Source organism: Ruegeria sp. AH3, from assembly GCF_056536265.1.
Window position 1 is genome coordinate 3,257,335 of the sequence record NZ_JBQFJL010000001.1, and the last position, 21,062, is coordinate 3,278,396.

General features: G+C 59.3%; 22 protein-coding genes. 9 read left to right on the forward strand and 13 right to left on the reverse strand.

All coding sequences use genetic code 11. The features are described from left to right. Window positions 1-11 precede the first annotated feature (11 nt). The 5 genes from lpxK to ACR3EM_RS16415 form a co-directional block, all read right to left on the reverse strand. Window positions 12-1,010 (reverse strand): tetraacyldisaccharide 4'-kinase, encoded by a 999-nt coding sequence (gene lpxK, locus ACR3EM_RS16395; protein WP_480471708.1) that lies wholly within the window; start codon window positions 1,008-1,010, stop codon window positions 12-14. Further along, window positions 997-2,232: a 3-deoxy-D-manno-octulosonic acid transferase gene (locus ACR3EM_RS16400; protein ID WP_480471709.1), complete on the reverse strand. Its 1,236-nt coding sequence runs from the start codon at window positions 2,230-2,232 to the stop codon at window positions 997-999. Before ACR3EM_RS16400 ends, lpxK begins: the two co-directional genes overlap by 14 nt. Then, entirely contained in the window at window positions 2,229-3,029 is an 801-nt protein-coding gene (locus ACR3EM_RS16405; RefSeq protein WP_480471710.1) for an inositol monophosphatase family protein, read from the reverse strand. The genes ACR3EM_RS16400 and ACR3EM_RS16405 overlap by 4 nt, the downstream gene beginning before the upstream one ends. Next, entirely contained in the window at window positions 3,016-4,362 is a 1,347-nt protein-coding gene (locus tag ACR3EM_RS16410) for a TldD/PmbA family protein (protein WP_480471711.1), read from the reverse strand. The genes ACR3EM_RS16405 and ACR3EM_RS16410 overlap by 14 nt, the downstream gene beginning before the upstream one ends. 127 nt (window positions 4,363-4,489) lie before the next feature. Then, on the reverse strand, window positions 4,490-6,013 hold the full coding sequence (locus tag ACR3EM_RS16415; protein WP_480471712.1) for a DUF2125 domain-containing protein: 1,524 nt from the start codon (window positions 6,011-6,013) through the stop codon (window positions 4,490-4,492). 133 nt (window positions 6,014-6,146) lie between these two features. Here ACR3EM_RS16415 and ACR3EM_RS16420 point away from each other — a divergent pair, with 133 nt between their 5' ends. From ACR3EM_RS16420 to ACR3EM_RS16430, 3 genes are read left to right on the forward strand one after another with little or no spacing between them, the layout of a single operon-like run. Further along, window positions 6,147-6,896 (forward strand): SDR family oxidoreductase, encoded by a 750-nt coding sequence (locus ACR3EM_RS16420; protein ID WP_480471713.1) that lies wholly within the window; start codon window positions 6,147-6,149, stop codon window positions 6,894-6,896. Then, window positions 6,893-7,501 carry an enoyl-CoA hydratase/isomerase family protein gene (locus ACR3EM_RS16425; RefSeq protein ID WP_480471714.1) on the forward strand — a complete coding sequence of 203 codons (609 nt, stop codon included), beginning with the start codon at window positions 6,893-6,895 and terminating at the stop codon, window positions 7,499-7,501. Before ACR3EM_RS16420 ends, ACR3EM_RS16425 begins: the two co-directional genes overlap by 4 nt. Continuing rightward, window positions 7,492-8,235, forward strand: a complete 744-nt coding sequence (locus ACR3EM_RS16430) for a VOC family protein (RefSeq protein WP_480471715.1) — start codon at window positions 7,492-7,494, stop codon at window positions 8,233-8,235. Before ACR3EM_RS16425 ends, ACR3EM_RS16430 begins: the two co-directional genes overlap by 10 nt. On the opposite strand, the gene ACR3EM_RS16435 is transcribed toward ACR3EM_RS16430, so the two are convergent. Then, entirely contained in the window at window positions 8,236-8,532 is a 297-nt protein-coding gene (locus ACR3EM_RS16435) for an HNH endonuclease (RefSeq protein ID WP_480471716.1), read from the reverse strand. It abuts the gene before it with no gap. 45 nt (window positions 8,533-8,577) lie between these two features. Between ACR3EM_RS16435 and ACR3EM_RS16440 the strand changes: the two genes are divergently transcribed. Continuing rightward, the gene (locus ACR3EM_RS16440; protein WP_480471717.1) at window positions 8,578-9,768 is read left to right on the forward strand and encodes a TIGR03862 family flavoprotein; all 1,191 of its coding nucleotides are present in this window, start codon (window positions 8,578-8,580) and stop codon (window positions 9,766-9,768) included. On the opposite strand, the gene ACR3EM_RS16445 is transcribed toward ACR3EM_RS16440, so the two are convergent. From ACR3EM_RS16445 to ACR3EM_RS16465, 5 genes are all read right to left on the reverse strand, one after another. Continuing rightward, the gene (locus tag ACR3EM_RS16445) at window positions 9,765-10,361 is read right to left on the reverse strand and encodes a glutathione S-transferase family protein (RefSeq protein WP_480471718.1); all 597 of its coding nucleotides are present in this window, start codon (window positions 10,359-10,361) and stop codon (window positions 9,765-9,767) included. The two genes, ACR3EM_RS16440 and ACR3EM_RS16445, sit on opposite strands and share 4 nt — an antisense overlap. A gap of 73 nt (window positions 10,362-10,434) precedes the next feature. Continuing rightward, complete coding sequence (gene holA, locus ACR3EM_RS16450) at window positions 10,435-11,463, reverse strand: DNA polymerase III subunit delta (protein ID WP_480471719.1); 1,029 nt, start codon at window positions 11,461-11,463, stop codon at window positions 10,435-10,437. Then, window positions 11,460-11,951, reverse strand: a complete 492-nt coding sequence (gene lptE / locus ACR3EM_RS16455) for an LPS assembly lipoprotein LptE (protein WP_480471720.1) — start codon at window positions 11,949-11,951, stop codon at window positions 11,460-11,462. Before lptE ends, holA begins: the two co-directional genes overlap by 4 nt. Continuing rightward, on the reverse strand, window positions 11,938-14,472 hold the full coding sequence (gene leuS / locus ACR3EM_RS16460) for a leucine--tRNA ligase (protein ID WP_480471721.1): 2,535 nt from the start codon (window positions 14,470-14,472) through the stop codon (window positions 11,938-11,940). Before leuS ends, lptE begins: the two co-directional genes overlap by 14 nt. Before the next feature lie 72 nt (window positions 14,473-14,544). Next, complete coding sequence (locus tag ACR3EM_RS16465) at window positions 14,545-15,030, reverse strand: DUF3576 domain-containing protein (RefSeq protein ID WP_480471722.1); 486 nt, start codon at window positions 15,028-15,030, stop codon at window positions 14,545-14,547. 281 nt (window positions 15,031-15,311) lie between these two features. Here ACR3EM_RS16465 and ACR3EM_RS16470 point away from each other — a divergent pair, with 281 nt between their 5' ends. After that, complete coding sequence (locus ACR3EM_RS16470) at window positions 15,312-16,295, forward strand: porin (protein WP_480471723.1); 984 nt, start codon at window positions 15,312-15,314, stop codon at window positions 16,293-16,295. A gap of 104 nt (window positions 16,296-16,399) precedes the next feature. Next, complete coding sequence (locus ACR3EM_RS16475) at window positions 16,400-17,059, forward strand: YggS family pyridoxal phosphate-dependent enzyme (RefSeq protein ID WP_480471724.1); 660 nt, start codon at window positions 16,400-16,402, stop codon at window positions 17,057-17,059. On the opposite strand, the gene ACR3EM_RS16480 is transcribed toward ACR3EM_RS16475, so the two are convergent. Both ACR3EM_RS16480 and ribA read right to left on the reverse strand, forming a co-directional pair. After that, window positions 17,043-17,543, reverse strand: a complete 501-nt coding sequence (locus tag ACR3EM_RS16480; RefSeq protein ID WP_480471725.1) for a L,D-transpeptidase family protein — start codon at window positions 17,541-17,543, stop codon at window positions 17,043-17,045. The two genes, ACR3EM_RS16475 and ACR3EM_RS16480, sit on opposite strands and share 17 nt — an antisense overlap. Further along, entirely contained in the window at window positions 17,540-18,634 is a 1,095-nt protein-coding gene (gene ribA, locus ACR3EM_RS16485; RefSeq protein WP_480471726.1) for a GTP cyclohydrolase II, read from the reverse strand. Before ribA ends, ACR3EM_RS16480 begins: the two co-directional genes overlap by 4 nt. Before the next feature lie 162 nt (window positions 18,635-18,796). Between ribA and ACR3EM_RS16490 the strand changes: the two genes are divergently transcribed. The 3 genes from ACR3EM_RS16490 (at window position 18,797) to ACR3EM_RS16500 (ending at window position 21,040) form a co-directional block, all read left to right on the forward strand. After that, window positions 18,797-19,483 carry a response regulator transcription factor gene (locus ACR3EM_RS16490; protein WP_480471727.1) on the forward strand — a complete coding sequence of 229 codons (687 nt, stop codon included), beginning with the start codon at window positions 18,797-18,799 and terminating at the stop codon, window positions 19,481-19,483. A 187-nt stretch (window positions 19,484-19,670) separates the two neighbouring features. After that, window positions 19,671-20,138 carry a GNAT family N-acetyltransferase gene (locus ACR3EM_RS16495; RefSeq protein ID WP_480471728.1) on the forward strand — a complete coding sequence of 156 codons (468 nt, stop codon included), beginning with the start codon at window positions 19,671-19,673 and terminating at the stop codon, window positions 20,136-20,138. A 113-nt stretch (window positions 20,139-20,251) separates the two neighbouring features. After that, window positions 20,252-21,040, forward strand: coding sequence for an exodeoxyribonuclease III (locus ACR3EM_RS16500; RefSeq protein ID WP_480471729.1), 789 nt, complete (start codon window positions 20,252-20,254; stop codon window positions 21,038-21,040). Window positions 21,041-21,062: the final 22 nt, after the last annotated feature.

Sequence of the window (21,062 nt, forward strand, 5' to 3'; positions counted from 1 at the left end):
TGGCCTGTCATTCAGGGTGACGGGGCGACCTGCGCCAACATCTCTTTGATCTTTTCATCCTCATCAATCTGTAATCGCACCGGCAGCGTTAGTACCTTGTTGCGGAACGAGGCTGGAAGGCGAACAGCGTCTTTTTCAGTGGTCACCAGCTGGGCGCCCAGAGCGCGGGATTCATTTTCGAGCCGTGTCATCAGGGCAGCGGTCAGTGGCTGGTGGTCATCCAGCGCTTCAGTTCGCAACAGCCGGGCACCTTGCTGGCGTAAGGTGGCAAAGAACTTCTCCGGATGGCCGATGCCAGCGAAGGCCAGAACAGGTGTTTCTGCCCAATCCATCCCGGTTTGCAGCGGGCACACCTTACCTCTGGCATGAGGAACGGTCAACGCCGGACCCCAGCGCTTGGAAAACGAGGCCTGCGCATCGTCAGCACCCAGAGACAATACAAGATCGGCGCGTTTCAGGCCGACGGCGACGGGCTCTCGCAGTGGGCCAGCAGGCAAGCATAGACCGTTGCCGAAGCCCCGCTCGGCATCGACGACAATGACCGAGAAATCCTTGGCGACTGCAGGATTCTGAAACCCGTCATCCAACACAATGGCCGTCGCGCCGTCCTCTGCGGCGGCCTGTGCCCCAGCGGCGCGATCCTTGGCGACCCAGACATCGGCGAAGGCGGCCAGCAGCAGGGGTTCATCCCCGACCTGCGCAGCGCTGTGCTTGCGTGGTTCAACTTTGACCGGCCCTTCCAAAGATCCGCCATGGCCACGTGTGACCACATGCGGCTGGTGCCATTTGTCGCGCAGACGTTCGAGCATCCAGATTACCGTCGGGGTCTTGCCGGTACCGCCCGCGTTGAGATTGCCGATACAGATGACTGGAACGCCGGGCTTGAAGCCGGGTTCCTTTGCAACTCTTCGAGCAGTAGTTGCGGCGTAGAGATGACCGAGCGGGGCCAGCAGCCGGGCACGCACGTCAAGCTGATCGGGGGAAGTGTTCCAGAATTCAGGAGCGCGCATCTTCAGCCCTCCGTCGATCCAGCGTGTCCTGAACCAGATCAATCAGGTGGTCAGCCTGCGGCGCCCCTTCGGTTACCATCTGCCATCCCGCCAGTGCCATGTCGGCGGTGCGGTCCGGGGCCAGCAGCTCCACGACACCATCCCCCAGTTCAGTTGCGGATTTGATCGTCATCGCTGCACCGACCTGGTCGAGCCGATCATAGATATTGCGATGCTTGCTCACATGGGGGCCATGTATAACGGCCGATCCCAATGCAACAGCGATCAACGGGTCGCATCCGCCTGCGCTGCGTTCTAGCGAGTTTCCCATGAATGTGACGGCCGAGACGCGGTGCCATAACCCAAGATCTTCGGGTGCGGCAGAAAGAATGACTTGCGTTGTATCCTCGATCGGGTGGCCCTCATCCCAATTGGCGCAGCGCAAATCCATGGCTTCAAGCCGTTTATACAGCGGAGTTGCTTCGGACATGTCGGCCACATGCAGCACAAGCGCCAATCGCGGCAGCATACGCAACGCCTGCCGGTGGGCGCTCAGCACCGATATGAATTCTTTGTCCTGAACCCACGCAGCCAGCCAGACGGGTCGCCCGGCCAATGCATGGTTGGTTTCGATCAACTCATCTTCGGGCCAGGGGTGGGGGTTCGGGCTGATATGCAAGGATGGAGCGACAGAGATTTTGGCCGAGTCGATGCCAAGGCGACGGATTTGGCGGGCGATCTCATCGCTTGGGGCAAGGATCGAATCGAAGCAATCCAGGGTGTAACGCTTGATATCCGGCAGCCATCGCCCACCCCGCGCAGTTTTTACGTCAACTGACGCTTCAAGCAGGATCAGGAGTGTGGCCTGTTCTTGCGCGTGGCTGATGAGATTGGGCAAAAGCCCACCTCCGAACCACAAGGCCATGTCCGGTTGCCAGTGATCGAGAAAAGTTCGCGCGGCCCCAGCCTGGTCGGCGGGCAAACAAACGATCGGAAAGCTGCAGCCTTTCCACTCGGACAGGTCAGCCTCGGCGGGGGCGGTCATCAGTATCGACAATCCTGGCCGTGCAGACAGCAGGCGACGGCACAGGTCGTCGACGGCACGCAACCGGTCGGGTGTACTGACATGGACCCAAAGCAACTCACCTTCGGGACGGGGCGTGTCAGCGTACCCGCCGCTTTGTGGAACGCCCCAGGACAGTACCCGATAGGCTGCAAGGCTGAGAGATCTGGGCTTGCTCATGGAGCGATCCCGGTGCCGCTGGGATCAAGCCGGTCATGAAGTCCTGCATGCAAAGCGGGTCCGGCGGCGACTACACCGTTAAGGCGTGGATGAGCATTGTTAAAGCGCAGAGGCTGGCCCATGCGATCAGTACATAACCCACCCGCTTCGCGCAGGATCAGGTCGCCTGCAGCTATGTCCCATTCCCAACTGGGGCGAAGCGTCAGCATCCCGTCGAACCGCCCTTGTGCCACCAGCGCCATGCGATAGGCCAGCGAGGGGCGATAGACACGTTTGAACGCGGGGGCCGAGCCTGATAACCAGTGGCGCGCGTCTAGATTGGGTTTTGCAGCCAGAATTTCGGCCTCGGGCAGGTGGGTCTGGCCTGAGACGCGGATCGTTGCACCATTCAGCGTTGCCCCCTGCCCACGCGATGCCGTATAAAGCAGGTCGCGCATAGGAAGGTAGATGACAGCTGCAATCACGTCTCCTTGCTCTGCAATGGCCAGAGAATGCGCCCAGGTGCGCGAACCTTCGGCAAAGCTGCGGGTGCCATCGATCGGGTCGATGATGAACGCACGATCACGGGTCAGGCGGTCGGCGGAGTCTTCGGTCTCTTCGCTGAGCCAGCCATAGTCGGGCCGGGCGGCCTGCAAATCACGCTCGAGCATGGCGTTGACGGCCAAATCGGCCTCGGTCACCGGGCCCGCGCCATCGGGTTTGTCCCAGCGCTGTGCCTGCGGCCCGGTAAAACGGGTGGCGATCTTTCCGGCTTCAAGAGCGGCATCAATCAACAAGGACAGGTCAGTTGCCGGCAAGTGTCATCCCTTCGATCAGCAACGACGGTATCACGCGCGACAGGTAAGGCCGCGCGTCATTGGCCGGAACGATCCGCATCAGCATGTCCCGCAGGTTGCCTGCGATGGTGCATTCGTTGACCGGGTGCGTGATCTCACCGTTTTCCACCCAAAAGCCTGAGGCCCCACGTGAATAGTCGCCGGTATTGGGGTTGATGGTCGACCCGATCATCGAGGTTACCAGCAATCCCGTTCCCATGTCGCGCAGCAGATCAGCGCGGCTGCGCTCGCCTTGCGTCAGGCTGAGGTTCCAGTTGCTGGGAGACGGAGGGCCCGACACGCCGCGCGCGGCGTTCCCGGTTGAGGTCATGTCCAGTTTGCGGGCGCTGGCCAGGTCCAGCGTCCAGCCGGTCAAAACACCATCTTCCACGATGGCCCGGCGTTGTGTCGCCAAACCTTCGGCATCAAACGGGCGTGAGCCCGAGATGCGTGGGCGGTGTGGGTCTTCGATCAGGGACAGATGCTCGGGCAGAACCTGCTCGCCAAGGCTTTCTTTCAGCCACGAGGCTCCGCGCGCGATGGCTGCGCCGTTGCTGGCGGCCAGCAAGTGACCGATCAGTGAGGACGAGATACGTTCATCAAACAGAACCGGAAAGCTGCCGGTCTGCGGTTTGCGCGCGCCCATAAGGGAAACGGCACGTTCACCGGCCGTGCGGCCAATCTCGGACGGGCTGCGAAGGTCAGACTGAAAGCTTCGGCTATCACCGTCATAGTCACGCTCCATCCCGGTACCTTCACCGGAAATCGCAACGCAGGAGGTTGAGCGGCTACTGCGTGCATAGCCGCCGGAAAACCCATTGGTCGCGGCAAGGTGGACACGATGGGTGCCATAAGCCGCTGCCGCATCCGAAACTTGTGTGACCCCATCCACCTCAAGCGCCGCAGCCTCGGCGGCCAGTGCATCCTGCATCAGCGAATCGGCGCTGGGTTCGGGCGTCGGGTCGAACAGCTCAAACGCGTCCATGTTCCAATCGCTGATCAACTGATCCGGATCAGCGAGGCCGGTAAACGGGTCCTCGGGCGCTTCGCGAGCCATGGCGACCGCACGTTCGGCCATCGCGGTCAGCGTGTCGGGGCGACTGTCAGAGCTGGAGACAATTGCCTGGCGCTTGCCTAGGAAGACGCGCAGCCCCAGATCCGTGGCCTCGGACCTCTCTGCATGTTCCAGCGCACCGCTGCGGACCTCGACCGATACGGATGAGCCATCGATAACAATGGCATCCGCCGCCTCGGCCCCCGCTTTGCGCGCCGCATCCAGCAAATCGTGGCTGATGTCTTGAGGTGTTCTGTTCATGAAGCCTCCGGGGTCTTGATGTCTTGGACCTAGCCTCGGAGCGTGCGTCCCGCAAGGCCTGCGATCCATTTGCGCCGCCTGCCTTGGGTGGGACAGGCCGCCCTTGCGGCTTGTCCCGAAGTTTCTGCTACTTGATCCTCTGGCCGTTCGCCAGGATCTGGCCGTCCTCGGTAAACTCGATTGTCGAGTTCAGCGTATCGGGTTCCTCACCCGGAACCGCCATCAGACCCATCATCATCCGCGCGCCGAGTGCATCGTTTTCGGACACAAAACCCATACCGATCAGCGTATCGAGCAGCGCATTGGCTCCGACGAGTTTCAGATTGGCGACACCCGACGGGGCAGGCATGCCATCAAAAGCCTCAGTGTTCGAGTTGTCGAACTTGAAGTCGCCATCGCCCGTAAGCTCGGCACCGACCAGTGAGACCAGCAATTCGTTGATCTTCAGCGAATGCAGTTCACCCGGTGCTACTTCCGAGGTCTCAAGCGCTTCGACTGCTTCCGGGTCCATGAAATCGACGAGCACCTTGGCGGTGCCGGTCGTATCCAGCGCAATCGTGGCCGGGTCACGGGGCAGGGCGCCTGCGGGGTCGAAGAGGCTCCACAACACGTCGGACATTGTGAAATCGGTCAGGTTCAGGCCAAACCCAAAGGGCTGGATTTCTTCCGAGGCCGCAACCGGAATCTCAAGCTTCAGCCCGGCATTGGCCATCGCGATCTCGATCGGGAAGGGCAGATCAGCCGTGGTTACCGCCAGTTTGGTGCTGTTTTGCACAAGGTCGTACACCAGGCGCTGGGCATCAATGCTGCCGGTGAATTCGCCGCCCTTGGAACTGCTGCTCAGCGAAAATGCTTCACCCTCGGCGGTTCCGGCCATTTCGGTGCTGCCTGAGCCATAGGTAAATGTACCGGATGCCGCAAATCCGGCTCCATACAGATCCTGCACGTTGGTCACATCAAACCCCGCCGGGATTGTTGTATCACCTTCAAATGCCAGATCGTCCAGCTTGCCGCTGATCCGACCGTCGTCGTCACTGTCAGGTTCGTCGAAGGCCACGTCATAAGACATGGTGCTTGCGGTGAACTTCTGCGCGATATCGCGCATTTCGCCGATTTTCATCAGCGAAGAGCCCGCAACCTCGTTCATCGTAAAGTTCAGGCCCAGAACGTCTTGCGATACGGCTTCCTCACCAAATTTCATCGAATCCAGCGCCAGCGTCAGGCTGTTTGCCGTGTAGTCATAGGTCATCTCTTCCGGGGTGCCAGAAACGACCATGTTCAGCGCGTCCTGCGTATAAAGCAGATCGGCTGAAAATGCTTCTCCGTCGGATTCGCCCGAGATCGACACTGGGAAGCTGTCGGGGAAATCGATATTGACGGTTCCATCGCCGTTTTCGGTCAGGGTCATTTCAGGGATGACCATGTTGAACTGCCCATCGGTCTCAGGCAGGGCCATGGCCATGGTCATGTTTGCGATCGTGGTGACGTCGCCAGATGTGCTCTGGTCGCCTGTCACTTCATAGCCCATGCCGCCCAGATAGGCCTGCCAGTCGGCCCAGACATCATTGGCGGTGATTTCTGCAAACGCGCCCTGAGTTGCAACGGCATAAGCCAGCGCTGCGCCGCAGCTCCGGCGAAGGAAAACAGTCATAAGAGAACCCTTCTTGATCAATTTTGCCGGCATCGTCGTGCCTGTCGCGGTCAGCGTCAAGGGGCAAGGGGTGGACCAGTTCCCCATTTCCGCTGTACGACTTTACACAATTTCAAATGCAGGGATTTAAACGATGCAAATGCAAGAGAAAACCGTACTGATAACGGGGGCCAGCCGAGGTATCGGTGCCGAAGCCGGGCGCGTTTTTGCCGCAGCCGGGGCCAATGTGGTGCTGGTGGCGCGCAGCCGTGATCAGATTGAGGCACTGGCTGCCGCACTTGGCGATAACGTGATCGCGTTGGCCTGCGATGTCAGTGACTTTGCGCAGGTTGAACAGGTGGTGGCCGATTGCGTGGATCGGTTTGGATCGCTGGATGTCCTGGTCGGAAATGCCGGGGTGATCGATCCTATTTTTCATATGTCCAACGCAGATGTTTCCGCTTGGAGCTCGGCGATCGATATCAACCTCAAAGGTGTTTTCTACGGCATGCGCGCCGCCCTGCCCATCATGCGCGCCGCGGGTGGGGGCACGGTGCTGACGGTCTCGTCCGGTGCTGCGTCGAACCCGGTTGAGGCCTGGAGCCACTACTGCGCATCGAAAGCCGGTGCGAAGATGCTGACCGAGTGTTTGCATCTGGAGGAGGCGCATCATGGTATCCGTGCCATGGGTTTGTCGCCGGGCACCGTGGCCACCGACATGCAGCGGGTGATCAAGGCCAGTGGTATCAACCCGGTCAGCCAGCTGGATTGGGACGATCATATCCCGGCTGACTGGCCCGCGCGGGCGATGCTGTGGATGTGCTCATCGGATGCGGATGAATTCCGGGGCACCGAGATTTCGCTGCGCAATGAAGATATCCGCAAAAGGATCGGCATCACGTGATTGATCTGACCAAGGAAGACGGCCTCTGGACGGTTACCCTGAACAATCCGGACAAGGCCAACGCTTTGACTGCGGCGATGCTGGGCGAATTGGTCCGGATCGCCGAGTCTGCCACCGAAGCCCGGGCCTTAGTCCTGACCGGTGCCGGTCGTGTCTTCAGCGCTGGTGCAGATCTGGACGAGGCGCGGGCGGGACTTGCCACCTCCAACCTGTGGGAGAGATTGTCGGGCGCCATTGCCGCGCTGCCGTGCCTGACAGTGGCCGCGCTGAATGGCACGCTGGCCGGTGGGGCGAATGGGATGGTTTTGGCCTGTGATCTGCGCATCGCGGTGCCGTCGGCAAAATTCTTCTATCCGGTTATGAAGCTGGGCTTTCTGCCGCAGCCATCGGACCCGAAACGCATGGCGGCTTTGATTGGTCCGGCGCGCACCAAGCTGATCCTGATGGCTGGGCAGAAGATCACCGCAGAAGAGGCCTATGCGTTCGGACTGGTCGACCGTGTGGTCGAGCCGGGCCTGCTGATGCCAACTGCACGGGAACTGGTGGCAGATTCTGTAACCGCCGATCCCACGATTGCCACCGGGATCGCTCGGTTATGCCCATGAGGCTCGCCGCGTTGCGACTGCGGGTTGCTGATCCGGACCGTCTGGCCGCATTCTATCGCAACGCGCTCGGTATGACTGTTCAGATCGAAGGGTCCAACCGTCGTCTCAGCTATTCCGGACAAGGGGCCGATCTGCTTCTGATGCCGGGCGGGGGTGGATACACGCATGATCAGGGGCAGCGGTACTGGAAGATCGGTATCACGTTGCCCGATGTCGATCTGGCCGCTGATATCTTGCGTCGGAAAGGCATAGTCGTCAGCACACCGCATCAGTTCATAGACATCGGCTATATGTGCCATCTAAGTGACCCCGAAGGTTTCGTGATCGAACTTCTGCAACATGATTTCGAGGGCAAGCGGCCAGACGGAATTGCAAATGCGGAGGCCCCGTTTGCCGGGGCCTGTATCGGTCAGATCACCCTGAGGACGGGCGATATCGTCGCCGAAGATGCCTTTTGCCGCAAACTGGGGATGTGCTTGCTGTCGATGCAGGATGTTGCGCCCTACGGGTTCGATCTGCATTTCTACGCGTTCACCGATGAAACCCCACCCAACCCCGATCTGTGGGCCGTGGAGAACCGCGAATGGCTGTGGAAACGCCCGTATACGACGCTTGAGTTTCAGCACATCGCGGGGGCACAGTTCGCCCCGGTGCCCGACTATCTCGGGATCGAAATCGAAGGGCTGGAGGCCGAACAGCAAGACGCATTCGGCGATCCGGTCCTGCCCGCCTGATCAGCGCCCTCGCCGCTTGCCCGGCACTTTGGAGCGAAACCCGGGCGGGCGTTTACGGACCCAGATCAGGAATTTCTCAAGCCTCGGATGCGCGCGCAGGGCCTCGACCGAGTTGAAACTGCGTGCCAGTTCGGCCTCGGACAGGGTCGCGTGCACCTCTTTATGGCAGATCTGATGCAGCAAGACAGTCGGCCCGCCCTTGCCTCCTTTGAGTTTTGGGATCAGATGGTGCAGGCTGCCGCCCCCATCGGGGATCGGGCGGTCGCAGAGCGGGCAGATCGGATCGGTGTTCGCCATGAGGGTAATCTCGCGTCGATGCGCGGGCAGGGCAAGAGGGGCGCGATGGCGCAAGCAGTGGTGATCGGTGCAGGCCCCGCAGGGCTGATGGCGGCTGAGCAATTGGCCATCGCCGGTCATCAGGTGCTGGTGACAGAGGCAAAGCCTTCGGTCGCGCGCAAATTCCTGATGGCAGGGAAGTCAGGGCTGAACCTGACCAAAGATGAGCCGTTCGAAACCCTGATGACCGCTTATGGCGAGGCTGGGGCGTGGCTGCAGCCGATGATCCATGCGTTTGACGCGCAAGCTGTAAGGGGTTGGGCGCAGGATCTGGGGCAGGAGATGTTTACCGGCTCAACCGGACGCGTGTTTCCCAATGTCATGAAAGCCTCGCCCTTGTTGCGTGCCTGGCTGGCGCGGCTGGATGAGGTGGGTGTGCAGATCCGGACCCGTTGGCGCTGGGTCGGGTGGCAAGAGGGGGCGCTGGTGTTCGAAACGCCGGACGGTGAACGCCGCCTCAACCCTGATGCGACGGTACTGGCGCTGGGAGGGGCCAGTTGGGCACGGCTGGGCTCTGACGGGGCCTGGGCCTCGGGCCTATCGGAAAAGGGCGTTGATCTGGTCCCCTTTGCTCCGTCGAATTCGGCGCTCTCGGTGGAGTGGAGCCCTTACATGCAGCCGCATTTCGGGGCTGCCCTGAAATCCGTTCGTTGGGTAGCCGGTGATCTGGCCAACCGGGGCGAAGCTGCCATTTCAGCCAAGGGGTTAGAAGGAGGCGGTCTTTATTCTCTGACGCCAGCGTTGCGTGAAGGCGCGCCGCTTTATATCGATCTGGTGCCCGATATCACGGCCCAGACATTGCAAGCGCGCTTGGCAACCAAGAAACCCAAGGCAACGCTATCGCACTGGTTGAAAAACACATTGCGCCTACCGCCACAAAAGATTGCCCTGTTCCATGAGATGACCAAGAGCCATCCATTGGCGCAATCAGATTGGATCGCGACGCTGAAGCATTTGCCTGTTCGACATTCTGGCCTGCGCCCGATGGACGAGGCGATCTCAACCGCCGGAGGTGTAGCGCGCAGCGCCTTGGATGAGGGCTTAATGCTGAAAGCCCTGCCCGGAATATTCTGCGCCGGAGAAATGCTGGACTGGGAAGCACCGACAGGCGGCTATCTGCTGACCGCCTGCCTTGCCACAGGCCGTTGGGCGGGGCGTGCCGCCGCTGAGTATCTCACTGCACGCCCGCTCGGCTAAGCGGTCGCCGCCATCTCGGCCATTTTCAGATAGGCCGGACGTTGGCGCATGTCTTTGCCGTAGGCGCTTAGAACTTCGGAATTCAGCGGGAAACCTGCATTTTTTGCCCAGCTCATGCAGTGGATCAGAAGGATGTCCGCGATGGTCATCTTGTCCCCCATCAGGAACGGTCCCTTGAAGCGTTTTTCGAGCCGCTGAAAGTTGTGATCGAATTCCCACGTGATCGAGTCGCGGATTGCCGGAACACGCTTGTCTTCGGGCAGGATGAACTTGTGCCGCGTCGCGACCCACAAAACTGCATCTATCTCGTCCAGAATTGTGTGGAATAACGCATCTTGTTCGGCCCGCTCGATGGTTCCGGCAGGGTATGTCAGAACCCCATGCTTGTCTGCCAGATAGGTCATGATGGCCGAGCTGTCGTTGATTGCGCGGTCCTCATCGACCAACACCGGAACCTTGCCGGAAGGGTTCAGCGCCAAAATCTCGGGCGAGCGTGGGGCGACCGGGTCCAGTTCATAGGGTTCCCCCATTTCTTCCAACATCCAAACCACCCGTGACGTGCGGGTCATAACGGGGCCGTAAAGCTTGTACATGCTTATATCCTGCTGGTTCACAATCTTTGGGCAGTGTGCCCGCCATCGGAAACGGGTCAAGCGAAACCCGCGGTCAACGAGACCGCGCCAGCATGGCCAAACGGATCATAGCACGTTCAACCAGCGCCATTGCGGGCGCAGTTTGACCGGCCGAGCGCAGGGACAGATCGGTATCGGTCAGCACTGTCAGCGCCGTCTGCAGCTTGGCGGCACCCCAACCTTGTGCCTGACGCAGGATACGATCGCGGCGTTTGCCGTAGACCGGCGGACGCAGCTTGCCGATGCCCTGCGCCGCACCACCGGGGTCTGCGGCGCAAGTATAGAGTGTTCGAAAATGCCGGGTCGCCCCAATGCAAAGCGTGACCCCATTGGTGCCCTGTGCTTGCAACCGCCGGATCAGCGGCCCGATCTCGCCCGTGCGGCCCTCGGCGACAACGTTCAGCACGTCATCCAGAGCGGCCTCGGTCGAGCGCGGGGCGCAGGCCTCGATATCCTCGATGCTCAGCTCAGACGCATCGCCCTGTTTGTAAAGCGACAATTTATCAACGGTTTGCGTGAAATCACCGGGGCTGAGCGCCAAGGCCAATTCGCTGAGCGCCGACATCGAGTCGCGCGGGATGTTCTGCAGCCCGGCCCGTGAGACAATGCGTTCAACTTCGGCTCGTGAGGGCGGATCGTCATAGATGCCGACAGCATAAGTGGCCGGATGCGCCTCAAACGCTTTACGGATTTTCGAGCTTGGTTTGAGTTGGCCTGCGGTCACGATGATTTGGGCATCGCCTGCCGCCCAATCTTCGAGCGCAGCGAGGATCGAAGGAGCGGCGGTCTCGGTTGCATCCTCGACAAACACCGCGCGCGGGCCGGGGAAAAAGCCAACTGCTTTGACCGCATCAAGCAACAATGCGGGGTCGCCGCGCAGATCGGCTCCGGGGATACGGCTCAGGCGCATCTCTTCTTCTGCACTGGGTCCGAGAAGGGCTGCCAGAGCCTGTTGCCGTTTCAGTGCGACGCGCATAGCGTCGGCCCCGTAGATCAACAGACCGGCCTTGTCCGCGTCCGGCTTGGCGAAATAGCCCTCGGCCTCACGCGGGCTAAGCTTCATGTGATCAGGCCCGGTGTGGCGTAAAGGCGGGTGACGATCTGATCTGACAGGATCACCATCAGCCGTTCCTTGGCGTCACGCTCATCCGCCAGCGTCGAAACGGTCGACCCAGCGGCAGAGTACCCGACAAACTCGGTGACCGTGCCCGAGGCAAGGATCTGACCGGTATTGTTGGATTTCAGCGCATAGGTGGCCCGCCCGTCGATGGTGTAACGCGTGGTTTCATTCGACGTGGTGATCGACGCGGCGCGGGTGACCGTTGACACCTGCACGTCCAACGCATAATCGCTGCCGGATGTAGCACTTCGGCCCAGTTTACGTTCCAGATTCTGAACCAGCAGGAAACTGTCGACGTTATTCGGGGCCGAGACGGCCACTTTCCCGTCCAAAGCTGTCCCCGATCCGCCGGGTGCATAGACCGGTTCAAAGCCGCAGGCCGCTAAGGCCAACGGCATCAAGATCAGGGTTCTGCGGTCAAACGACGACATTCACGATCCGTCCGGGAACTACGATGACTTTCTTTGGCGCGGCACCATCCAGCGCCCTTTGCACAGCTTCGGTGCTGAGCGCGATTTTTTCAACCTCGTCCTTGGCCATATCCTTGGGAACGCTGATTTCCGCGCGGCGCTTGCCGTTGATCTGGATGGGCAGGGTGACGGTGTCATCGACCAGCATCGCCTCATCCGCGACGGGCCATGCAGCGGTCGCCACCAGACCTTCGCCGCCCAGCATTTGCCACAGCTCTTCGGACAGGTGCGGGGTCATGGGCGACATCAGCTGCGCCAGCGTCTTGGCGGCTTGGCGCTTGGCGTCGGTACCTGCCTTGGATTTCGCCAAAGTGTTGGTGAAGGCATAAAGCTTGGCGATCGAAGCGTTGAAGCCAAAGGATTCGACGCCCCCGGACACATCGTGGATCGCTTTGTGCATCTCGCGCAGCAGGATTTCGTCTTCGCCATTGGCGGGTACGTCTGATTCTACGATCTCGGACGCGATGCGATGCACGCGGCTGAGATGCTTGAACGCGGCCTCGGCCCCAGAGGCTGTCCATTCCACGTCACGTTCGGGTGGCGAATCGGACAGCACGAACCAGCGCGCTGTGTCTGCGCCGAAGGCAGAAATGATGCTGACTGGATCGACCACATTCTTCTTGGATTTCGACATCTTGGCCGAAGGGATAATTTCGACCTCGGTGCCGTCGGCCAGTTTGCCGTCGGTCACATCCTCGGGCAGGTGATAGACCGGGCGGCCATTGGCATCGCGAGTTTGGTAAATCTCGTGCGTTACCATGCCTTGGGTGAACAGCGCGTCGAAAGGCTCGATGGCTTTCTTGGGCAGGTGGCCGGTGATCTGCATCGCCCGCGCGAAAAAGCGGGAATAAAGCAGGTGCAGAATCGCGTGCTCGATGCCGCCGATGTACTGGTCGACATTCATCCAGTATTCAGCTTCTGCCAGATTGGTCGGCGTTTCGGCGCGTGGGGCGGTGAAACGGGCGAAATACCATGACGAATCGACGAATGTGTCCATCGTGTCGGTCTCGCGCTTGGCCGGGGCACCACATTTCGGGCAGGCACAGTCACGCCAGGTCGGGTGGCGGTCCAGCGGATTGCCCGGTTTGTCGAAGGTGACATCGTCGGGCAGGCGGACCGGAAGGTTTTCTTTCTTTTCGGGCACCACACCGCAGCTTTCGCAATGCACCACGGGAATCGGGCAGCCCCAATAGCGTTGGCGGCTGAGGCCCCAATCGCGCAGGCGGTACTTGGTAACACCTTCGCCCCAGCCCGCCTTTTCTGCGAAATCAACGGTTGCGTTGATCGCCTCATCCCCGGTGGCTTCGGTCAGGCCCGCAAAGTGATTCACCCAGCGTACTTTTTCCGTCTTAGGTGGAACAAAGGCGATCTTGTCGACCGGCGTATCATCATCCAGCGCAAAGAATGTATCGACTACGGGCAAGCCGTATTTGCGGCAGAAGTCGAGGTCGCGCTGGTCATGTGCCGGGCAGGCAAAGATCGCGCCGGTGCCGTAATCCATCAGGATGAAGTTCGCGATCCAAACCGGCAGTTCCCAATTCGGGTCCAGCGGGTGTTTGACCTTGATGCCGGTGTCGTAACCAAGCTTTTCAGCTGTCTCGATGGCCTCTTCCGTGGTGCCACCCTTACGGCATTCTGCAACGAACTCAGCAACTTCTGAGTTCTCGGCCTCAAGCTGTTTGGCAATCGGATGGTCCGGTGAAATACCGACGAAAGACGCGCCCAGCAGCGTGTCGGGGCGAGTCGTATAGACAGTAATGGGCTCGCCGCCATCGGTGCGTTCAAAGCCAAATTGCAGACCGCGCGACTTGCCGATCCAGTTCTCCTGCATCAGGCGCACCTTGGCGGGCCAGTTGTCGAGCGTGTCTAGCGCGTCGAGCAGTTCTTCGGAGTAATCCGAGATTTTGAAGAACCATTGAGTCAGTTCACGCCGTTCCACCAGCGCGCCCGAGCGCCAGCCGCGCCCGTTCTCCACCTGTTCATTGGCCAGAACGGTCATATCGACCGGATCCCAGTTCACCACGGCGTTCTTGCGGTAGACCAGCCCGGCCTCGAGCATATCCAGAAACAGCGCTTGCTGCTGGCCATAATATTCGGGGTCACAGGTAGCGAACTCGCGCGACCAGTCGATCGACAGGCCCAGCGGCTTCATTTGCCCGCGCATGTCAGCGATATTGCCATAGGTCCAGTCTTTGGGGTGCCCGCCAATAGCCATCGCCGCGTTTTCTGCGGGCATCCCGAACGCATCCCACCCCATCGGATGCAGCACGTTGTGGCCGGTCGCCAGTTTATGACGCGCGATCACGTCGCCCATCGTATAGTTGCGCACATGCCCCATATGGATTCGGCCGGACGGGTAGGGGAACATCTCAAGCACGTAGTATTTCGGCTTGTCCGCCTTGTGGTTGGCGGCGAAGATTCCGGCCTTGTCCCAGGCCTCTTGCCATTTTGCTTCGATTTCGGTGGCCGAATAGCGCGACATCGTGCGGTCCTTCGTGAATGAAAACGCCGGGTAGGAACCCGGCGTGGTAATATTGTGATTTTCTGCGGGTTTCTAGAGCTTGTTGTCCGCAATCCGTAGCTGTCGCGCCCGAGAGAGGATCGCATCTTCGACCGCACGGTTGGTTGCTGCGCTGACCGGAGAGCCTCCGCTTGTTTGCAGGGACACGGACAGAGAGCGGGCTGCAAGCGCCGGATCGCTGATATGCACCGTCGCACGATATTGCCGTCCTCCGCCCGGAGGGGTGCCATAACCGGTTACGATCACACCAGTAAAGGGATCAACCTCTTGAATCGGCAGGAAATTCAGAACATCAAGCGAGGCCGACCACAAATAGCGGTTCACATTGGTGATCTGCTCAGAATTGTCGGGACCAAAAACATCAAAGATGGTTGATCGATTCGGATCATTCAGTTCACGCTCCTCTGACGAACTCCCATCCGCGGTGAGGATGCGAGCATTTCCCGGAGGCGGCTTTCCTCCGCAGGCCGAGACGGTGGCCATCCCTATGGTCAAACCCAGAATCGTCAGCATGCGCATCGTCAAAAGGTCCCGTATCACTTGTTTTGCACTGTCGGGTGATACTCCTAGACAAGGACCCGTGCAGCAACAAGCCTATTCTTTACATATGGGCGTGAGCGGGTGACGTGATTTGCCGGAATTTTGACTGTGGCATCCTTGCACCAATTTGGGCCGAATGACAGCAAGACGTTTATGCCAAGCTTGCGCAAAGGGGGCAAAAAAAGCGAAACGGTGACCGTGCTGAGACGCGTGCTTTGCATGTGTCGAGTAGAAAAATCTTTGAAACCGAGGGAAACAAGATGAAAAAAGTTCTCTTTGCAACGACCGCGCTGATCGCGACGGCAAGCGTTGCAGCAGCTGACGTTAAATTCAGCGGCTACGGTCGTTTTGGTATCGGCTACCTGGAAGATCGTTCGACCACCAACGACAACATCGACGACACCATCCTGGTTTCGCGCTTCCGTCTGAACATCGACGGTACCGCAGAAACCGACGGCGGCGTTGAGTTCTCGGCTCGTGTTCGTCTGCAGGCTGACGAAGACGCGGGTACCGGTGAGGCAGGTTCTGCTTCGCTGAGCGGCGCACGTTTCTCGGCGATCTATGGCGGTCTGCGCGTTGACGCAGGCAACGTTTCGGGCGCAATCGACAACCTGGCCAACTACTACGGTAACGAGCCTGGCTTGGAATTCTTCATCGGTCAGTACGCCGGTGTTGACTATGAATTCCTGTCGTTCTCGTCGACCGGCGCAGGTGCAAACGCTGTATTCTTCCAGTACGCCGTTGGTGACTTCGCCTTTGGCGCGTCTTATGACCAGAACTCGACCCTGAACGGCAACGCCGCTCTGGGCGGTGCAGATTCCTGGGATCTGAGCGCGACCTACACCTTCAACAACATCACAGCTGCTCTGGCCTACGGTCAGACCGACGCTGCTGGTGGCGGTTCTGACCCGAGCCTGCTGGTCCTGACTCTGGGCGCAGACTTCGGCGACTTCAACGGTACCCTGTTTGTAGCCGACGATTCGGACACACCGCTCAACGACGCAGGTGAAGAAACCGACGGCACCGCATGGGGCTTCTCGCTGGCCTACAACCTGGGCGCAGCAACCACCCTGCTGGCTGCTTACGGCGACGGTTCGGCTGATGGCGACACCCAGCAGTACGGTCTTGGTTTCATCCACGATCTGGGTGGCGGCGTATCGCTGAAAGGTGGCCTGGGCCGCACCAAAGTTGGTGACGCAGACGGTCAAACCCGCGCAGACTTCGGTGTTAACTTCAACTTCTAAGTTGATTTAAATCACCAGAGTTTAAGGGCAGGTCTTAGGACCTGCCCTTTTCTTTTGTGCTCACATGGTGTTTCTCTGCGGCTACCATGAAAACGAGAGGCCCCATGTCGCTGCAAGAAATCTCCGACCGCATCGCCAAAGCTGAAGCTGCCGCCGGACGTGCCCAGGGGTCGGTTCGACTGATCGCAGTGTCCAAGGTGCAGCCCAATGAGCGGGTCGAGGCGGTTCTGACTCAGGGTCATCGTTGCTTTGGCGAAAATCGAGTACAGGAAGCGGCAGGAAAGTGGCCTGCATTTCGCGAAAAGTTCACAGGTATTGAACTCCATCTGATTGGCCCACTGCAGACCAACAAGGCGCGACAAGCGATGGAGCTTTGTGACGCCATCCATTCGGTCGATCGTCCAAAACTGGCGAAAACTCTGGCCCGGCTGGCGCAAGAGATCGGCGCTTGCCCAGAACTGTTCATTCAGGTCAATACTGGAGAAGAGGAGCAGAAGGCCGGAATCCTGCCCGCCGATGCCGATGCGTTTGTGTCAGAGTGCCGTGCGTTGGACCTGCCGGTACGCGGGCTAATGTGCTTGCCTCCGGTTGACGAGGAGCCGGCGTTGCACTTTGCGCTATTGGCAAAGATTGCTGAACGCAACGGTTTGGAAGGCCTCTCGATGGGCATGAGTGGCGATTTTGAATCCGCCATCGCACTGGGTGCGACTCACGTGCGAGTTGGTTCGGCCATCTTTGGTGAACGGATCAAACCTCAGGAATGATCAGGCGCGTTCCGGGCGCGATTTGTCGTGCAATCCATCTTAGGTGATCGCGGCGAAAGGCAATGCAACCTTCAGTCGGAAAGCGCGGGCGACGCCATTGATGCAGGAATATGGCCGAGCCATGCCCGGGAATTGCATTCGGCCAGTTCCAGTCGGTGATCAGAACCAGATCATAGAGCGGATCGGCACGGCGCAGCTTTTCATGGCTAAATGGGTAGGGTGCCCGGACAAGATGGTTGTAGGAGCTGTCCTTGCTATCGTCCGACCACAGATCACGCGGCCCAATCGGTCGCGCCCATGAAGCGGGGCGGGTGATACGGTCGGCGCGGTAGAGCAATCCGACAATACGATGCGTGCCAACGGGGGTCGCCCCGTCGCCTTCGCGTTTGGCAGCGCTTAACCCGCCCTTGCCAATGGCGCAGGGAAAGACACGCCCCGCAAACCGGATACCGCGCGGGGTCAGGACAAGATCATCGGGCGTCACAGCAGATGGCCCGATTTGGCCGCTTTGGTTGCCAGATATCCGCGATTATGATCAGTTTCGCCCACTTTCAGAGGTACGCGTTCGGTGACAGCGATGCCCGTCCGTTCCATCATCGCGATCTTGGCCGGGTTATTGGTCAGCAGGCGAACGGAGTTGAAACCAAGCGATTTTAGGATGTCAGAGCCCAAACGGAAGTCTCTCTCATCATCTTCAAAGCCCAGCCGATGGTTGGCCTCGACCGTGTCAAAGCCTTGATCCTGAAGGAAATAGGCGCGCATTTTGTTGGCTAGTCCGATCCCGCGGCCTTCTTGATTGAGATAGAGCAAAACGCCGGAGCCTTCGGCCCCCATCTGGGCCAGCGCACCACGCAATTGCGGACCGCAATCACATTTCAAGCTGCCCATCAGATCACCGGTGAAGCAGGCAGAGTGCAGTCGGGCCAGAACCGGCTTGTCGCGATCGGGGCGGCCGATTTCGACGGCATAATGCTCCTCTCCGCCATCTTCGGGGCGGAAGACGTGAAGACGACCGGCCTCTGACACTTCCATGGGCAGGCGCGCAGCCACAACGGCGTGCAGGGCGCTGCGATCAGCAAGGTGGGGTGCTGCGCGCGTGTGATCGATGCAGGTCAGGCCGTGGGTCACGGCAAATGCGCGTCCATCATCAATGGACAAAACGACGGCAGCGGGCAGCAAATGTGCCGACTTAGCCAACGCGATGGCGATGCGGTGCAGGTTTGCATTGCCGTGCCGCTCGGTCATCAGCGGACCTTTCATCGGTGCGTTCAGATCGTCCGAAGGGTCGGCCACCGCTTGCACCCAGTTCAGGTCGACATCAGCCGGAATCAATACCCTGGCGAGATCCCCGTCATAGGCTCGCGCTTTCAACGTTTCAGCCCGCCGCACGGTAATGGCAATGACAGGCTCTCCTCCCAAACCACGCAGGTCGGCCAGGCGCTGCGGGCTAAGAGTCTCTGTTGCCAGGGCCAGAACGCTATATCCGCTATCATCCGTCAGCACGACGGGCACGCCCATGCGCAGATCGGCCCGCGCACGTGCGAGCAGTTCGGTAATGTCAGGAAAGAGACTCATGTATGTTACCCTGTAACGATCTGGCTTTTTTCCTACCCTGATCACCGGGGAATGTGAAACATTTCCTCCGCGTCAGACACGAGGGCGTGAAACGATTGCAGCAAATCTTGCTGATTGCATCTTCTATGCGCAAGTGGTGGAAAAGGCTTAGGAGGACCGGAAATGGCACAGCTTAAGAAAATCCTGCTGGTGGATGACGATGAAGACCTGCGCGAGGCGCTGAGTGAACAGCTTGTGATGACCGAAGACTTTGATGTGTTCGAGGCATCCGATGGCGCATCCGCGATGGAGCGTGCACGCGAGGCGATTTACGATCTGGTCATCCTGGACGTGGGCCTGCCTGATACCGATGGGCGCGAGCTGTGCCGTCTGATGCGCAAACAGGGCGTCAAAAGCCCGATCCTTATGCTGACCGGTCATGACAGCGATGCCGACACTATCCTGGGCCTGGATGCCGGTGCGAATGACTACGTCCCTAAGCCGTTCAAATTCCCGGTTCTTCTGGCCCGCATCCGTGCCCAACTGCGCCAGCATGAGCAATCTGAAGATGCGGTCTTCGTCCTCGGCCCCTACACGTTCAAACCGGCCATGAAGATGCTGATGACCGAGAATGATCGCAAAATCCGCCTGACCGAGAAAGAGACGAACATCCTCAAGTTCCTCTATCGTTCGACCGATGGCGTTGTGGCGCGCGATGTATTGCTGCATGAGGTCTGGGGTTACAACGCGGGTGTCACGACCCATACGCTGGAAACCCACATTTATCGCCTGCGTCAGAAGATCGAGCCCGATCCGTCAAATGCGCGCCTTTTGGTCACAGAATCGGGTGGATATCGTCTGGTCTCTTGATCTTTGTGGATTGACTTGGATCAAAGTGATACTCTTGAGGCATAATTAGTTTACTCCCAACCCGTGCATGTCCGGGTTATGACATGTACCTCCCTGTTGGACTGCCGGGCCTGATGGCCCGGCTTTTTTTAGTGCACAGCTGTTTGATTGCCTGAATTCAGGAATGCGATCACGATCAGAGTCTAAGATGAAGATAACCTTCACGCGCCTGTCCGAGGTTGATCCGGAAGACATACTTTCGCACATGTCTGACCCTCGGTTGGCTGAACATTTGCCCCTGTTAAAGGGCACCTGGAACCGGGCGGCTGTGGATCATTTCGTCCAGGTCAAGGAAGAGTGTTGGGCGCGTGACGGCCTTGGACACTGGGCAATATTGCAAAACGGAAACTATGTTGGCTGGGGTGGATTTCAAAAGGAAGGCGACGAATGGGACTATGGGCTGGTTCTAAAGCCCGAGTCATTTGGACTTGGCGCGCGGATCACGCGTCTGGCAATTGAATATGCGGTGTCGGATCCGCGTATTCCATTTGTGACGTTTCTTCTACCGCTATCGCGGCAACACTTGGGAGCCCTGGCACGGTTGGGCGCGCAGTTTGTTGGTGAATTTGAGTATGATGGGGCGACCTTCAAAAAATTCCGAATGGATGCCGGATAAGAACTCGCTTCCCACCCGTACGATGATTCAGCAGACATAACTCGCTTTTTCCGATGGCACCCTACTCAGTCGCGCGCTAACCTGCGCAAATCGAGATAAAGGAACCCCTTGATATGCCCTTCACTCTTGCTACCTGGAATATCAACTCTGTCCGTCTGCGTGAGCCTATCGTGCTGAAATTGTTGGAAGAAGAGGCCCCGGATGTGCTGTGCTTGCAAGAATGTAAGTCGCCCGTAGACAAGATCCCGACCGATGGGTTCGCCAAGCTTGGCTACACCCACATGATTGCGCGGGGGCAGAAAGGTTATAATGGGGTCGCCATTCTTTCGCGTCTGCCGATGGAAGAGGTTGGCGACAAGGACTTCGCCGGTCTCGGCCATGCGCGTCACATTGCGGGGCGGCTGGAGAATGGTGTGACGATTCACAATTTCTATGTCCCTGCGGGTGGGGATGTTCCCGACCGCGAAGTGAACGAAAAATTCGGCCAGAAGCTGGATTACCTCACCGACATGCGGGATTGGTTCAACGCCGAAAAGCCGCAGAAATCCATTCTGGTCGGCGATCTGAACATCGCCCCGCGCGAAGACGATGTGTGGTCGCATAAACAACTGCTCAAGGTGGTGTCGCACACGCCGATTGAAGTTGAAACGCTGGCTGAGACACAAGATGCGGGCGGATGGGTCGATATCACCCGGCAGGATATCCCCGAAGGTCAGCTTTACAGCTGGTGGTCCTATCGCGCGCGTGATTGGGATGCGGCGGACAAAGGGCGCAGGCTGGATCACGTCTGGGCCACGCCCGATATCTCGAACGCGGGCCACTCCAGCCGGATTCTGCGCGATGCGCGCGGATGGGAGAAACCCAGCGATCACGCGCCGGTTTTTGCGACATTCGACGTCTGATTGATGCAAAAACGCCCGACTC

Bases quoted from the DNA above. Each gene is read 5' to 3' on its own strand.
- ACR3EM_RS16445 (WP_480471718.1), bottom strand. From the start codon at position 10,361: ATGTACAAGCTTTACGGCCCCGTTATGACCCGCACGTCACGGGTGGTT.
- ACR3EM_RS16495 (WP_480471728.1), top strand. From the start codon at position 19,671: ATGAAGATAACCTTCACGCGCCTGTCCGAGGTTGATCCGGAAGACATA.
- ACR3EM_RS16415 (WP_480471712.1), bottom strand. From the start codon at position 6,013: ATGACTGTTTTCCTTCGCCGGAGCTGCGGCGCAGCGCTGGCTTATGCC.
- ACR3EM_RS16465 (WP_480471722.1), bottom strand. From the start codon at position 15,030: ATGCGCATGCTGACGATTCTGGGTTTGACCATAGGGATGGCCACCGTC.
- ACR3EM_RS16420 (WP_480471713.1), top strand. From the start codon at position 6,147: ATGCAAATGCAAGAGAAAACCGTACTGATAACGGGGGCCAGCCGAGGT.
- ACR3EM_RS16490 (WP_480471727.1), top strand. From the start codon at position 18,797: ATGGCACAGCTTAAGAAAATCCTGCTGGTGGATGACGATGAAGACCTG.
- ribA (WP_480471726.1), bottom strand. From the start codon at position 18,634: ATGAGTCTCTTTCCTGACATTACCGAACTGCTCGCACGTGCGCGGGCC.
- holA (WP_480471719.1), bottom strand. From the start codon at position 11,463: ATGAAGCTTAGCCCGCGTGAGGCCGAGGGCTATTTCGCCAAGCCGGAC.
- ACR3EM_RS16430 (WP_480471715.1), top strand. From the start codon at position 7,492: ATGCCCATGAGGCTCGCCGCGTTGCGACTGCGGGTTGCTGATCCGGAC.
- lptE (WP_480471720.1), bottom strand. From the start codon at position 11,951: ATGTCGTCGTTTGACCGCAGAACCCTGATCTTGATGCCGTTGGCCTTA.
- ACR3EM_RS16470 (WP_480471723.1), top strand. From the start codon at position 15,312: ATGAAAAAAGTTCTCTTTGCAACGACCGCGCTGATCGCGACGGCAAGC.
- ACR3EM_RS16410 (WP_480471711.1), bottom strand. From the start codon at position 4,362: ATGAACAGAACACCTCAAGACATCAGCCACGATTTGCTGGATGCGGCG.
- lpxK (WP_480471708.1), bottom strand. From the start codon at position 1,010: ATGCGCGCTCCTGAATTCTGGAACACTTCCCCCGATCAGCTTGACGTG.
- leuS (WP_480471721.1), bottom strand. From the start codon at position 14,472: ATGTCGCGCTATTCGGCCACCGAAATCGAAGCAAAATGGCAAGAGGCC.
- ACR3EM_RS16440 (WP_480471717.1), top strand. From the start codon at position 8,578: ATGGCGCAAGCAGTGGTGATCGGTGCAGGCCCCGCAGGGCTGATGGCG.
- ACR3EM_RS16500 (WP_480471729.1), top strand. From the start codon at position 20,252: ATGCCCTTCACTCTTGCTACCTGGAATATCAACTCTGTCCGTCTGCGT.
- ACR3EM_RS16400 (WP_480471709.1), bottom strand. From the start codon at position 2,232: ATGAGCAAGCCCAGATCTCTCAGCCTTGCAGCCTATCGGGTACTGTCC.
- ACR3EM_RS16475 (WP_480471724.1), top strand. From the start codon at position 16,400: ATGTCGCTGCAAGAAATCTCCGACCGCATCGCCAAAGCTGAAGCTGCC.
- ACR3EM_RS16435 (WP_480471716.1), bottom strand. From the start codon at position 8,532: ATGGCGAACACCGATCCGATCTGCCCGCTCTGCGACCGCCCGATCCCC.